This is a genomic window from Streptomyces sp. NPDC046557, from assembly GCF_040645975.1.
Taxonomy (GTDB): domain Bacteria; phylum Actinomycetota; class Actinomycetes; order Streptomycetales; family Streptomycetaceae; genus Streptomyces.
In genome coordinates, this window is record NZ_JBEYZH010000001.1 from 602,816 (window position 1) to 615,932 (window position 13,117).

Genomic DNA, 13,117 nt, shown 5'->3' on the forward strand with positions numbered 1-13,117 from the left:
CTCAGCCCTTGCCGAAGAGGCCCTGGGGGAAGGCTCCGGCGCCGATGGCCTTGGCGACGAGGGCACCGCCGAGTTCGGCGAGGCGGGCCAAGCCGTCCGCGCCGAGGTGCTCGTAGGGGGCGGCGTCGAGGCGGTCGGTCTCCGTCTCCAGTCGCTCGCGGACGGCGGCGCCCTCCTCGGTGAGCGCGCCGGTCGCGTCGAGGATGCCGCGTGCGCGCAGCCGCTCGGTGGCGGCGTCGAGGTCGCTCTGCTCCCAGCCCCGGATCGCCTTGATCCACTTGGGGGCCATGCCGCGACCGGTCGCGGTGTGGCTGATCAGGGCCTCCACCGGGTCGAGCTCGGCGAGGAGGAGCGCGGCGAGGTGGCCGTCGCCGCGGTGTTCGCGCAGCAGGGTGGTGGCGTGCCACAGCCGCAGGTGCGGCTCCTCGGGCACGGGGAGGTCGGCGTGGGCGGCGTAGAGGGTGCGGGCGTGCCGGGTGCAGCCCTCGGTGGCCCGCATCGCCAGGTCGGCGGCTTCGGCGACCTCGGGCGAGGCGACGGTCTCGTCGCCCAGGAGGCGGCGCAGCGTGCTGTCGACGGCGCGCAGCCGGGCGGCGAGCGCCTGCTCGGGCGTGGTCGTCTCCCAGACGGCGGGCAGGTGTTCGGCGACCAGGTCGTGACGGTAGTTGTAGAACGTGGCGGTCACCGCGCCCGCACCGACGGCGCCCATGGCGGCGGAGCGGGAGGCGAGGTTGACGGCGGCGCGATGCGTGACGCCGAGGGCGGCGTACTCCTTGCCGAGGTCGGGCGAGAAGTAGACGGTGGCGTGCAGCGGGTTGATGGCACCATGCCAACAGCGGCGGGCGGCGCGCGGGGGAAGAGTCATGCGCAGCAGGTTACCGACTGCTTAGTATGCGGACCAGACCCCGGCCCGGCCCCGGGCGGTGTGCGGGCTTCGAGGACCCACCAGATCCGGCCGATCTTCGCCCACCCGACGCCTGGACCCGGCTGTTCGCGGCGCTGCGCCGTGCCCTGTGACGTCCGAATGGCGATCATGTGACAACAGGCGCCATGGACATGACGCGGGCCGTCACGGGTGAATACGGTCGCAACACGCATCCGCGAAACGGAACTGTCTCCCCTACCCCTTGGAGCTCTTCGTGCACCGCAAAGTCCTCGCCCCGAGCGTGCTCGCCGCTTCCCTGCTGCTGGTGACCCCGGCGTCGGCGGCCGGTTCCGTCCCGGGCGCCCCGGGCATAGGCGACTCCTACTACCCGACCAGCGGCAACGGCGGATACGACGTCTCGCACTACGACCTGCGCCTGAAGTACGAGCCGAAGACGGACCTGTTGGAGGGCACCGCCACCCTCCTGGCCACCGCCACCCAGGACCTGTCCCGCTTCAACCTGGACTTCGGCCTCAAGGTCAGCGAGATCCGCGTCAACGGCGCCAAGGCGACGTTCGCCACCTCCGGCGCCCACGAGCTGGAAGTGACCCCCGCGCGGGCCCTGGAGAAGGGCAAGTCGGCCTCGGTCGTCGTCAAGTACGCCGGAAAGCCCTCGGAGTTCAAGGTCGACGGGTGGTCGGCCTGGCAGCGCACCCCGGACGGCGGCATCGCGGCGCAGGAGCCGGACTCGGCCGCCTGGTGGTTCCCGAGCAACGACCACCCCCTCGACAAGGCCACCTTCGACATCTCGGTCAACGTCCCCGACGGCACCCAGGCGATCAGCAACGGCGTGCTGCTGTCACAGAGCTCGAAGCTCGGCTGGACCCGCTACAACTGGCGCTCGAACAAGCCGCAGGCCACGTACCTCGCCACCCTGGCCGTCGGCAAGTTCGACATCACCACCGACAAGACGGCGAGCGGTCTGCCCATCCTCAACGCGTACAGCCCGGATCTGGGCGACAACGCCGGCGCGGCGCGCGCGAGCGTGGAACGGACCGGCGAGGTCGCGGAATGGCTGGAGGGCGTCTTCGGCCCGTACCCCTTCAACGCGCTGGGCGGGTACGTGCCGAACGTACCGTCCGGCTTCGCCCTGGAGACCCAGACCCGGCCGTTCTACAGCCCGCGCCAGTTCTCGAACGGCGCGAACGTCTCGGTGGTCGTCCACGAGCTGGCGCACCAGTGGTACGGCGACAGCGTGTCCGTGAACAACTGGAAGGACATCTGGATCAACGAGGGCTTCGCCCGCTACAGCCAGTGGCTGTGGTCCGAGAAGGAGGGCGAGGGCACGGCGCAGGAGCTCGCCGACTGGGCGTACGCCACGCGTCCGGCGGACGACCCGTTCTGGCAGGTCAAGCCGGGTGATCCGGGAGCTGACAACCAGTTCCACGGCGCCGTGTACGACCGGGGCGCGATCGCCATCCAGGCGCTGCGCAACGAGGTCGGCGACGAGAAGTTCTTCAAGATCCTCAAGGGCTGGCCGACCGAGCACGCCTACGGCAACGCCAAGGTCGGGGACTTCGTGCGGTACGCGGAGAAGGTCTCCGGCAAGCCGCTGGCCCAGCTCTTCGAGACCTGGCTCTACACCCCGGGCAAGCCCGCCTTCGCCCCGCCGGCCGCGGGTCAGTCCCCCGCCGCGCGGTCCTCGAAGGCCCCGGCCGCCGAGCCGGTGGAGCCGAAGTCCTGGAAGAAGATCGCCGAGACGAACTCGATCCACGAGCGCTGACGGGGCCCCACCGTCCGCCCGCGCGCCGTCGCCCCTCAGCGGGCGGCGGCGCGCCGCCGTGCCCGCGCCGCCCGGGCGATGGGCAGGTAGCGCAGTCGCTCGGGCAGCAGCGGTACGAGAATCCGCACGACCGCGCTGAACTGCCGGAGCCTGCGTTCCTGCGCGGGGGTCCACTCCAGTCCGATCGCGGCGCGCGCCTCGGGCGGCATGTAGCCGACGGTGACGAAGGCCCGCAGCCGCAGGAACGCGGCCCGCAGCACCGGCCAGGTGAGCCGCAGCAGCAGCCGCACCGGCAGGGAACCGCCCTCGGGCCGGGGCAGCGCCACATCAGTGGCGACCAGCTCGCGGGCGATCGGGGTGGACTCGATCTCCTCGGCCAGCATCCGGCGGTAGTAGACCCAGTACTCCTCGATGCTCTGCGGCATGTCCCGGTCGTGGAGGCCGAGGATCCGGCCCACCTGGAGCCACTCCCGGTACAGCTGCCGTTCCTGGGCGGGGGTGAAGCGGCGCAGCAGGTACCGGCCGGCGTAGAGGTAGACCGGGAAGCCGGTGGCGTGGACCCAGGCGTAGCAGGCGGGATCCAGGGAGTGGTAGCGGCGCCCGCGGGTGTCGACGCCCTCGATCTCCTTGTGCAGGCGACGTACCCGGCGCCCCTCCTCGGCGGCCCGCTCGCCGCCGTACACCCACAGCTGGACGGAGCGCAGCGAGCGCTCGCCGCGCCCCCAGGGGTCGGTGCGGAAGACGGAGTGCTCGTCGACGCCGGCGCCGATGGCGGGGTGCGCGACCTGCATGGTGAAGGCCGCCGGCAGCATCAGCAGGGCGCGGACGTCCCCGGCGATGGTCCACAGCACCCCGCCGGGCGGGGGTGGCTCGGGGTCGCGGCGGCGGGCGAGCGGCCGGGCGGCGGGCTCCGTGTTGCTCATGGTTCAAGTATGCGAGTCCATACGGTCGTCCTGCGGACAGAAAGTCTCCGCATGGGTGTTACCCAGAGGTAACCGCGGCTGCTTGGATGACGGCGTCGCTCTTCCCCCGCAGGATGACGGAGTCCCCATGACGCACACTTCGAACCGCCGAGGACGCGCCGCCGCCACCACCGCCGTCGCGGCGATCGCCGCCGGCGCGCTGACCCTGGCCACCGCCCCGGCCGCCTCGGCCGCGCAGAGCGCCGGCGCTCCGCGCCTGAGCGTCCTGACGTACAACACGTTCCTCATGTCCACGAACCTCTACCCCAACTGGGGCCAGGGGTACCGGGCTTCGGCGATCCCCAGGGCCCCCTTCTTCCAGGGGCACGACGTGGTGGTGCTGGAGGAGGCTTTCGACAACAGCGCCTCGGACGCGCTGAAGTCCAACGCCTCGGCGCAGTACCCGTACCAGACGCCGGTGGTCGGCCGTTCCACGAGCGGCTGGGACGCCACCGGCGGCTCGTACTCCTCCACCACCCCGGAGGACGGCGGGGTCACGGTCCTGAGCAAGTGGCCGATCCTCCGCAAGGAACAGGTGATCTACAAGGACGCCTGCGGCTCGGACTGGTGGTCCAACAAGGGCTTCGCCTACGTGGTCCTGAACGTGAACGGCACCAAGGTGCACGTGGTCGGCACCCACGCCCAGTCCACCGACTCGGGTTGCGGCGCGGGCGGGGCGGCGGACATGCGCGCCCGCCAGTTCCGCGCGATCGACGCCTTCCTGGACGCCAAGAACATCCCGGCGGGCGAAGAGGTCATCGTCGCGGGCGACATGAACGTCGACTCGCACGGCGCCGAGTACGCCTCGATGCTGACCAACGCCGACCTGGCCGCCGCCGACTCCCGTACGGGGCACCCGTACTCCTTCGACACCGCCCTCAACTCCATCGCCCACTACCGCTACCCGACGGATCCCCGCGAGGACCTCGACTACGTCCTCTACCGCAACGGCAACGCCCGCCCGTCGGGCTGGGGGAACACGGTGGTCAAGGAGGAGTCCGCCCCTTGGACGGTCTCCAGCTGGGGCACCTCGTACACGTACACCAACCTCTCGGACCACTACCCGCTGGTGGGCCACTGACCCGGCACACGACCCCGCAGCAGTACACAACGACCTGGCTGTGGGCTCCTCAGCGGCGCCTCCGCCGGAGAGCCCACATCGGTCGCAGGTGTCCGGTGATCCTGGCAGCTTAGGGGTCCCTCTTCCACGGCCTGTCGTCAGGCCGCAGCAACGTCTCTGGCGGTCGGCCCTTGCCCGCCTCTCTCCAGCCGTGGACGCACCGACGAAGAGAATCATCAAAGCGCCCAGCACGGACAAGGGCCAGGTGACCAACCAACCGGTGATCAGCAGCAGTAGGCCAACAACAGCAAGCCACGGGCAAGTTCCTTCTCGATCTGCGCGACGTGCGGGCCGGGATCCTGCTTCGGCACCGTCCACCGTAGGCGGGACTGCAGAACTAGGACGTGCCCCCTCTCGCCCTTCGGGCCGCGAGGGGGCGATTTCGATGTCCCGGCGGTCACGCCTTCTCTCCGATCGCGGCCCGCAACCAGTCGAGCGTCCCCTGGCCGAGCAGCTCGTCCGCCAGTCGCTGCCCGGTTTCCGTCGTCAGCCGGGCCCTGCTGTTGTCAATCCATCGCTGCGCGTTCTCGTAACCCTGGGCCTTGTACTCGATTCCCTGGAGCATGCATTCCAGCTTGTCAGCGTCGCGCGCGCAGATGGCCTCCGGTGAGTCCTTCGCCTCGTACTCCGCCACCAGGTCACGGATTGCGGCTGCGAGAACCTCGGGCATGCCGGCAGTCTGATCCGCCGTCACGGCTGCCGGGTCGGCACTGGTGGCGTACTTCTTGCCGAGGTGGTTCATGTCCCCGGTGCGGCTTTCCTGGGTGTCGTGCCATACGGCGAGGAACGCTGCTCGTGCGGGGTCGGCACCTTCCAGCTTCGCGATGATCGACGCGATGAGCGAGGTACGCCAAGAGTGCTCCGCGACGCTCTCCGGCTGGGTGATGCCGGCCATCCACCAGCCCGTGCGGCGCGCGTTCTTAAGCGTGCCCGCTTCGTAGAGGAAGCGCGCTACCGCGGACAGGTCGTCAGCCACTGTGTCTCTCCTTCACGCCTCGGCGAGGCGGATCGCGTACCGGATGCCCTCCAGCTCTCGGCGCGCAAGCGTCGAGGCCGTGGTGCTATCCAACAGCAGAGGCAGTTGTAACCGCAGCGCCCGCCCGGCCGTCGAGCCGGTGTGGAGGAGGCCGGGGCGCACCGCGAGCAGCGCCCACAACGTGTGCACGGTGAGATCGAAGAATCCATGTTCTGGGCCAAGCCCCCTGACGAGGTGCTGGAACAACCGGTGGCCGTGCCAGGTCATCGCACCGTTCACGGCGATGAAGTCGTCCGACAGTTCGGGGTGCGCCGATTCCCCGATCCAGTAAGCCCAGTAGCTCAGGTTGGCTGCCTCCCCCGCCTCGTCGTCTTGCAAGGTCGTGGCGATGAAGTGCTGCATGCGATCCCGATCGCCCTGTCTCGCAACCACGGTGGCGACGGAGCGGGACGTCAGCCACCGGGTAAGCCAGTCAGACGGCCACTCGGTCCTACGCTGCTGGGCCAGCCAGTCGACAGTGTCCGGAGCATCGTCGTATCCGGCCAGGTAGAGGGCCTGCCTACGTAGAAGGAACTGTCCTCCGACTCGGGCCTCCTCGGCCATCCGCCGCATGTGGCCGAAGAACCTGCGGCGCTCTTCCCCGGAGAGAAGCGGTCGGCCGGCTGCCGGGCCACGACGAAGTTGTGTGGGGGGTGGGAGGGTACGCATGGTTTCTGGCGTCACTCCGGTCAAAGGCCATGCGAGCACCTCAACGAGATCACGCTGCATGACCCAGGACCCCATGGGGCTCTCGTGGGGCGATACCTCGTCGTCCAGCGCGCCGGCGAGTAGGACGTCGGCTTCCAGGGCCCTGTCCAAAGCCACGAGTAGGGTGGGGCTGGCGCCCATCCGCATCAGCCGGTGCCGGTGTAGCAGCACCTGGCCGACAGCCAGAGCAGTCAGCGGGCGGCGCCCGGTTTCCCACCCGGCGACGGTGTCGGCCGAGACGGCGAACAGCTCCGCGAGGCTTTCCTGTGTGTGGCCAAGCTGCTCACGGCTGACACGGAAGACGTGGCCGGAGACCAGGCCGCCCCTACCTCGTCGCCGGCTGCCCTGACCAGTGGTCAGGGTGGAAGCGGACACGGTGCCCATGACGCTCCCTCCGCATAGGCGTCCGGCCAAATAACCGGTACCCATGGTCACTTCAAGCGGATCTGCCCGAAATCTAGGCTCATATCCGTGGTCACCGAGCTGCTCAGCGTAGCGGCTGGACGGGGCTGAGCGCCGCCACCGGGGACCCGCCCGATACCCACTGAAGACGGTAGGGAGCATCGTTGTGCAGCCGCTGAGCGAGTCCGAGATGAAACGGATCACAGAGGTCATCGACCGGGCCCGCGTGCCCTACCACACGCGCCCGTCGGCCGAGGATGTCGCTCGCCTCGTGGATGACCTCATCACCTGTGGGCAGCGGCTGCGCGAGCGCGTCGCCGCGATCGCGGTGTCCCGGCGCTCACCCCGGGCTGCGGGCGCTCTCGCCGACTGGGAGTATTTCGTGACGGCGGGCCCTCTGGACCCGGGGGGCTGCGCGAACTGGAACTACGCCCGCGGCCTGGGCCGCATCGTGTGCTCCATGGAGAAGGCCATCAGGGAGTACCAGCCGAGCACCGCGCTGTGACCGAACACGCTCGCCGGTTCCTGTACGTCGTGATCGTGCTCGGAACCCTCGCCGTGATCGTCGTCGGCACCCACTGACGACAGCCCCTGCCGGGGTGAACCATCCGGTCCCCGACGGACGGAAATCGGAAATGGGCCCTGGCAGGGGACGGCGGGGGCCCGCCGGGGCGGGGCGGCGGGTCCCCGGGTGCCGCTAGGCCTCGTAGAGCCCCTCGATCAGGTCGGCGTACTTCTCGCGGACCACGCGGCGGCGGAGTTTGAGGGACGGCGTGAGTTCGCCCGACTCCGGGCCCCACTCCTCGCCCAGCAGTCGGTACCGCTTGATCCGCTCCGTACGGTTGAGGCGGGCGTTGGCCGCCTCCACCGCACGGGCGACCTCCTCCCGGACCTCCGGGTGGTCGGCGAGCGCGGCCGGCGAGGTGGCCTCGATGCCGCGGGCCGCGGCCCAGACCGGGGCCAGCTCCGGGTCCAGGACGAGCAGGGCGACGAGGTAGGAGTGCCCGTCGCCGTGGACGAACGCCTGGCCGATCAGCGGGTGTTCCTTGACCGTGTTCTCCACCAGGGCGGGCGAGACGTTCTTGCCGTTCGAGGTGATGATCAGTTCCTTCTTGCGGTCGGTCAGCCAGAGGAAGCCGTCGTCGTCGAGCCGGCCGATGTCGCCGGTGGGGAACCAGCCGTCCTCGTCGCTCGCGGACTCCACCGAGCCGTCGGGGCGCAGATACCCGTCGAAAACGGTGGCGCCCCGGGTGAGGATCTCCCCGTCTGCGGCGATCTTGAGCTCGACGCCCTCGATCGGGCGGCCCACCGAGCCCAGCCGGAAGCCGTCCGGGCTGTTGACGGTGCACACCCCGGCCGTTTCGGTCAGCCCCCAGGCGTCCATGATCGTGATGCCCCAGCCCGCCCAGAACCGCACCACGTCGATCGGCATCGGCGCGGTGGCACTGGCCGTCCAGACCAACCGGTCCATTCCGGCCAGGCCGAGGAGCGGGTCCAGCGCCAGCTCCTTGGCCCGGGCGTACGAGGCTTCGAGTGCGGCCGGGACCGGCTCGCCGCGCTCGCGGTGCCCGGCCACGGTCCGGGCCACCCCGTTGGCCTCCTCGATGGCGGCCCGCTGCTCCTCGGGGAGCCCCGCCAGGACGGCCCGTACCGCCGCCGCCAGCTTCTCCCAGACCCGGGGCACGCCGAAGAACTGCACGGGGCGCAGCTCGCGCACGGCGTGCGCGACGGCGGCGGGGTCGGCGACGAGGCGGACGTGCGCGGCCCGCAGCAACGGCAGGTAGATCCCGAGGATGCGCTCCGCGATGTGCGCGAACGGGAGGTAGCAGATGTGCTCGGCGTGCTCGGGCAGGTCCGTGCGCCGGTCGAGGCGGACCGCCTGGAGCATGATGTTGCGGTGGGTGAGCCGGACGCCCTTGGGGTCGCCGGTGGTGCCGGAGGTGTAGACGACGGTCAGCGGGTCCTCGGGCAGCGTTTCCCGCCATGCCTTCTCGAACGCTTCGGCGCGCTGCGGCGGGATGCCGGTCGCGCGCAGGGAGCCGTAGGCGCGGTGCGGGCCCGCGTCGGCCGCCTCGGCGACGACGAGGCGTGCCAGGGGCACGCCGGGGTCGTCCAGCAACGGCTCCCAGCGCGGGAGTTCGCTGGCGCCCTCGACGACGGCGAGCCGGGCCCCGCTGTGCCGGGCTATGTGGGCGACCTGCTCGGGCGCGGAGGTTCCGTACACCGAGACGGGGACGGCGCCGAGGTGGACGAGGGCGAGGTCGGTGAGCCAGTGCTCGGGGCGGTTGCCCATCATCAGCAGCACGTGTTCGCCGCGCTCGACGCCGAGGGCCGCGTACCCGGCGGCGAGGGCCGCGACCTCCTGGCGGACCTCGCCCCACGAGAGGGTCCGCCAGCCGGCTCCTTCCCGCCAGGAGAGGGCGGGGAGATCCCCGTGGTCCCTGGCGTTGCGGGTGAGCAGGTCGGGGAGGGTGAGCTCCTCGGGCCGTCCGGGCAGGGGGAGTGTCGTGGTCATGGGCAGCTCCTGGCCGTTTCACATCGTTGGTGCGACAGCAATACTGTTGAACCCAAGCTGTGGAGCAGAGAGCGAGGCGCAGACGATGGCCGACCAGGCACCCGAGCCGATGCTCACCGTCGACGAGCTGGCCGCCCGGGCGGGTGTCACCGTCCGCACCGTACGGTTCTACAGCACGCGCGGCCTTTTGCCCCCTCCCGTGATCGGCCCCCGCCGGGTGGGCCACTACGGTCCCGAGCACCTCTCCCGCCTCGCGCTGATCGAGGAGTTGCAGCACCAGGGCATGACGCTGTCGGCCATCGAGCGCTATCTGGACGCGCTGCCCGACGACCTGAGCGCGCACGACCTGGCGATCCACCGGGCGCTGGTGTCGTCCTGGGCGCCGGACTCGGCACTGGAGTCCTCGCGCGAGGAACTGGAGAAGCGGGCGGGGCGGGCGCTGACGGAGTCCGACGTCCGGCGGCTGACCGCGATGAACGTGGTCGCCGTCTCGGGGAACGGGTTCCGGGTGGACGTGGGCCTGCTGCGGCTGGGGGTCGCGCTGCTGGACGTACCGATCGCACACGAGACGATCCTCGCGGCCCGGCGGGTGTTGCTGGAGCACACCCGCTCGGCGGCGCACGAACTGACGGCGCTGTTCCGGGACGAGGTGTGGGGGCCGTTCACCGAGGGCGAGAGCGACCCGGAGCGGGTGGAATCGATGAAGACACTGTCCGCGCACATGCAACCGATGGTGGTCCAGGCGCTGGTGACGGCGTTTCAGCGCTCGCTGCGGGAGGAACTGAGGGCGGCGTTCGCCCCCGAGGGATAGGTTCACGGGCATGGCGATCATTCACAAGACCTCTATGTCACCGGGCAAGCTGGAGCTGCTCGCACCTTGGCTTCAGACCCAACCGTGGTACGTGTCCGCGGGACGCGCGCCCGAGCCGGCCCACGCGGGTGGCTTCCGGCTCGACGACCCGCAGGGCGAAGTGGGCATCGAGTTCATGGTGCTCACCGACGATTCGGGCGACGGGACCGTCGCCTACCACCTTCCGCTCACCTACCGAGGGGCGCCCCTGGAGGGCGCCGAGGCGGCTCTCATCGGCACGTCGGAGCACGGCGTCCTCGGCCGGCGCTGGGTGTACGACGGCACCCGCGACCCGGTCCTCGTCGGGCAGTTGCTGTCGCTGGTGCAGGGCCGGGCCGCGGCGCAGGAGCAGAGCCGGTCGGACACGCCGGACCCGTCGGTCACGACGGAGTTCGACGCGCGGGCCCTGTTGGTCCCGCTCCTCCCCCCGGTCCGGCCGGGGGTCGCGCACACCGAGCGGGACACGGAGATCGCCCTGGGCGACGGCCCGAGGCTCACCGTGACGCGCGTGCTGCGGCCGCACGAGGCGACCGCAGTCCCGGAAGGGGCGATCGGCGGGGTCACGGCGGGCTGGACCTCCCCGGACGGCACCAGCCACCGGGGCCTGTTCGCCGCGCTGTACCCGGCGTAGCCCGGGCGTACGGCTCCGGGGGCGGCGTACCCCCGGAGCCGTATCCGGCGATCAGTCGGCGTACGTCTCGCCGCGCTCCGCCTTGCCCACCAGGGACGCCGGCGGGGTGAAGCGCTCGCCGTACTGCGCGGCCAGCTCGCGGGCGCGGGCAACGAAGCCGGGCAGGCCGCCCTCGTAGCCGTTGATGTACTGGATGACGCCACCGGTCCAGGCCGGGAAGCCGATGCCCATGATCGAGCCGATGTTGGCGTCGGCGATCGAGGTCAACACGCCCTCGTCCAGGCAGCGGACGGTGTCCAGTGCCTCGGAGAAGAGCATCCGCTCCTTCATGTCCTCGAAGGGGATCTCGGCGTCCGGCTTGGCGAAGTGCTCGCGCAGGCCCGGCCAGATGCGGGCGCGCTTGCCCGTCTCGTCGTACTCGTAGAACCCGGCGCCGCCGCTGCGGCCCGGGCGGTCGAACTCGTCCACCATCCGGTCGATGACCGCGTCCGCCGGGTGCTCGGTCCACGAGCGGCCCTCGGCCTCGAACGCCTTGCGGGTCTCGTTGCGGATCTTGCGCGGCAGGGTCAGCGTCAGCTCGTCCATCAGGGACAGCACCTTCGCCGGGTAACCGGCCTGCGCTGCGGCCTGTTCGATCGAGGCGGGCTCGATGCCCTCGCCGACCATGGCCACGCCTTCGTTGATGAACTGGCCGATGACGCGCGAGGTGAAGAAGCCGCGCGAGTCGTTGACCACGATCGGGGTCTTGTTGATCTGCCGGACCAGGTCGAAGGCGCGCGCGATGGCCTCGTCCCCGGTGCGCTCGCCCTTGATGATCTCCACCAGCGGCATCTTGTCGACGGGCGAGAAGAAGTGCAGCCCGATGAAGTCGACGGGGCGCGAGACGCCCTCCGCGAGCCCCGTGATGGGGAGCGTGGAGGTGTTGGAGCAGAGTAGGGCGTCCGGGGCGACCACGTCTTGGATCTCCTGGAACACCTTGTGCTTGAGCCCGGTGTCCTCGAAGACGGCCTCGATGACGGCGTCACAGCCCGACAGGTCGGCGGCCCGGGCGGTGGGCGTGATCCGGGCGAGCAGTTCGGCGCGCTGGGCCTCGGTGGTGCGGCCGCGCGAGAGGGCTTTGTCCAGCAGCTTCTCGGAGTACGCCTTGCCCTTCGCCGCGGCCTCGGGGGTGACGTCCTTGAGCACCACTTCGATGCCCGCGCGGGCGCAGGAGTAGGCGATGCCCGCGCCCATCATCCCGGCGCCGAGCACCGCGACCTTGCGCACCCGGCGGGGCTCGATGCCCTGGGGGCGGCTGCGGCCGGCGTTGACGGCCTGGAGGTCGAAGAAGAACGCCTGGATCATGTTCTTCGCGGTCTGGCCGGTGACCAACTCGGTGAAGTAGCGGGCCTCGATGGTCAGCGCGGTCTCGAAGTCCACCTGCGAGCCCTCGACGGCGCAGGCCAGGATGTTGCGCGGCGCCGGGTACGGGGCCCCGTTCAGCTGCTTCTTGAGGTTGGCGGGGAAGGCCGGGAGGTTCGCGGCGAACCGTGGGTTGGACGGCGTGCCGCCCGGGATCTTGTAGCCGGGGACGTCCCACGGCTGCTTCGACTCCGGGTTGGCGTCGATGAAGGCGCGGGCCTTGGCCAGCATCTCCTCGGGGGTGACGGCCAGTTCGTGGACCAGGCCGTTGTCCAGGGCGCGCCGCGGGTCGTACTGGGTGCCCTGGAGCAGGACCTTCAGCAGCGCGTCCGCGATGCCCATCAGGCGCACGGTGCGGGTCACGCCACCGCCGGCCGGGAGCAGGCCGAGCGTGACCTCGGGCAGGCCGATCTTCGAGCCGGGCGCGTCGAGGGCGATCCGGTGGTGGGAGGCGAGGCAGATCTCGTAGCCGCCGCCGAGGGCCGCGCCGTTGATGGCGGCCACGACGGGCTTGCCCAGCGTCTCGATGCGGCGCAGCGAACGCTTGATCGCGGTGCCGGTGTCGAACGCCACCCGCGCGTCCTCGGGGCGCAGCCGGATCATGTCCTTGAGGTCGCCGCCGGCGAAAAACGTTTTCTTCGCGGAGGTGTAGATGATGCCCCGGATGGAGTCCCGCTCGGCCTCGGCGCGGTCGGCGATCGCCGCGATGGAGTCCTTGAACGCCTGGTTCATCGTGTTGGCGGACTGGCCGGGGTCGTCGAGGACGAGGGTGACGACGCCGGTCTCGTCCTGTTCCCAGCGGATCGTGGTGGACTCGCTCATTTTCGCTACTTCCGTGTCGGAGGGTTCGGTGGTCACAGGACGA

General features: G+C 70.7%; 11 protein-coding genes. 5 read left to right on the forward strand and 6 right to left on the reverse strand.

Going from position 1 to position 13,117, the window contains the following annotated elements; translation table 11 throughout:
* Position 1: 1 nt before the first annotated feature.
* On the reverse strand, positions 2–865 hold the full coding sequence (locus ABZ934_RS02975; RefSeq protein WP_361307845.1) for a hypothetical protein: 864 nt from the start codon (positions 863–865) through the stop codon (positions 2–4).
* A 274-nt stretch (positions 866–1,139) separates the two neighbouring features.
* On the opposite strand from ABZ934_RS02975, the gene ABZ934_RS02980 reads away from it, so the two are divergent.
* Complete coding sequence (locus ABZ934_RS02980; RefSeq protein WP_361307847.1) at positions 1,140–2,648, forward strand: M1 family metallopeptidase; 1,509 nt, start codon at positions 1,140–1,142, stop codon at positions 2,646–2,648.
* Positions 2,649–2,683: 35 nt separating this feature from the next.
* Here the strand turns inward: ABZ934_RS02980 and ABZ934_RS02985 are convergent, their stop codons facing one another.
* Positions 2,684–3,571 carry an oxygenase MpaB family protein gene (locus tag ABZ934_RS02985; RefSeq protein ID WP_361307849.1) on the reverse strand — a complete coding sequence of 296 codons (888 nt, stop codon included), beginning with the start codon at positions 3,569–3,571 and terminating at the stop codon, positions 2,684–2,686.
* Positions 3,572–3,698: 127 nt separating this feature from the next.
* On the opposite strand from ABZ934_RS02985, the gene sph reads away from it, so the two are divergent.
* The gene (gene sph, locus ABZ934_RS02990) at positions 3,699–4,691 is read left to right on the forward strand and encodes a sphingomyelin phosphodiesterase (protein WP_361307851.1); all 993 of its coding nucleotides are present in this window, start codon (positions 3,699–3,701) and stop codon (positions 4,689–4,691) included.
* Positions 4,692–5,127: 436 nt separating this feature from the next.
* Here sph and ABZ934_RS02995 read toward each other — a convergent pair whose 3' ends face one another.
* Positions 5,128–5,706 (reverse strand): HD domain-containing protein, encoded by a 579-nt coding sequence (locus tag ABZ934_RS02995; RefSeq protein WP_361307853.1) that lies wholly within the window; start codon positions 5,704–5,706, stop codon positions 5,128–5,130.
* Between the two features lie 12 nt (positions 5,707–5,718).
* Positions 5,719–6,837 carry a helix-turn-helix transcriptional regulator gene (locus tag ABZ934_RS03000; RefSeq protein WP_361307854.1) on the reverse strand — a complete coding sequence of 373 codons (1,119 nt, stop codon included), beginning with the start codon at positions 6,835–6,837 and terminating at the stop codon, positions 5,719–5,721.
* 184 nt (positions 6,838–7,021) lie between these two features.
* Between ABZ934_RS03000 and ABZ934_RS03005 the strand changes: the two genes are divergently transcribed.
* A complete protein-coding gene (locus ABZ934_RS03005; RefSeq protein ID WP_361307856.1) occupies positions 7,022–7,360 on the forward strand; it encodes a hypothetical protein in 339 nt (112 codons plus the stop codon).
* Positions 7,361–7,552: 192 nt separating this feature from the next.
* On the opposite strand, the gene ABZ934_RS03010 is transcribed toward ABZ934_RS03005, so the two are convergent.
* Positions 7,553–9,370 carry an AMP-dependent synthetase/ligase gene (locus tag ABZ934_RS03010; protein ID WP_361307858.1) on the reverse strand — a complete coding sequence of 606 codons (1,818 nt, stop codon included), beginning with the start codon at positions 9,368–9,370 and terminating at the stop codon, positions 7,553–7,555.
* 85 nt (positions 9,371–9,455) lie between these two features.
* Between ABZ934_RS03010 and ABZ934_RS03015 the strand changes: the two genes are divergently transcribed.
* Positions 9,456–10,181 carry a MerR family transcriptional regulator gene (locus ABZ934_RS03015; protein WP_361307860.1) on the forward strand — a complete coding sequence of 242 codons (726 nt, stop codon included), beginning with the start codon at positions 9,456–9,458 and terminating at the stop codon, positions 10,179–10,181.
* 10 nt (positions 10,182–10,191) lie between these two features.
* Positions 10,192–10,851 carry a 1,4-alpha-glucan branching protein gene (locus ABZ934_RS03020; RefSeq protein ID WP_361307862.1) on the forward strand — a complete coding sequence of 220 codons (660 nt, stop codon included), beginning with the start codon at positions 10,192–10,194 and terminating at the stop codon, positions 10,849–10,851.
* A gap of 51 nt (positions 10,852–10,902) precedes the next feature.
* Here the strand turns inward: ABZ934_RS03020 and ABZ934_RS03025 are convergent, their stop codons facing one another.
* Positions 10,903–13,074 (reverse strand): 3-hydroxyacyl-CoA dehydrogenase NAD-binding domain-containing protein, encoded by a 2,172-nt coding sequence (locus ABZ934_RS03025; RefSeq protein ID WP_361307864.1) that lies wholly within the window; start codon positions 13,072–13,074, stop codon positions 10,903–10,905.
* Between the last annotated feature and the right edge of the window lie 43 nt (positions 13,075–13,117).

Bases quoted from the DNA above. Each gene is read 5' to 3' on its own strand.
- ABZ934_RS02975 (WP_361307845.1), bottom strand. From the start codon at position 865: ATGACTCTTCCCCCGCGCGCCGCCCGCCGCTGTTGGCATGGTGCCATC.
- ABZ934_RS02985 (WP_361307849.1), bottom strand. From the start codon at position 3,571: ATGAGCAACACGGAGCCCGCCGCCCGGCCGCTCGCCCGCCGCCGCGAC.
- sph (WP_361307851.1), top strand. From the start codon at position 3,699: ATGACGCACACTTCGAACCGCCGAGGACGCGCCGCCGCCACCACCGCC.
- ABZ934_RS03000 (WP_361307854.1), bottom strand. From the start codon at position 6,837: ATGGGCACCGTGTCCGCTTCCACCCTGACCACTGGTCAGGGCAGCCGG.
- ABZ934_RS03010 (WP_361307858.1), bottom strand. From the start codon at position 9,370: ATGACCACGACACTCCCCCTGCCCGGACGGCCCGAGGAGCTCACCCTC.
- ABZ934_RS03015 (WP_361307860.1), top strand. From the start codon at position 9,456: ATGGCCGACCAGGCACCCGAGCCGATGCTCACCGTCGACGAGCTGGCC.
- ABZ934_RS03020 (WP_361307862.1), top strand. From the start codon at position 10,192: ATGGCGATCATTCACAAGACCTCTATGTCACCGGGCAAGCTGGAGCTG.
- ABZ934_RS03025 (WP_361307864.1), bottom strand. From the start codon at position 13,074: ATGAGCGAGTCCACCACGATCCGCTGGGAACAGGACGAGACCGGCGTC.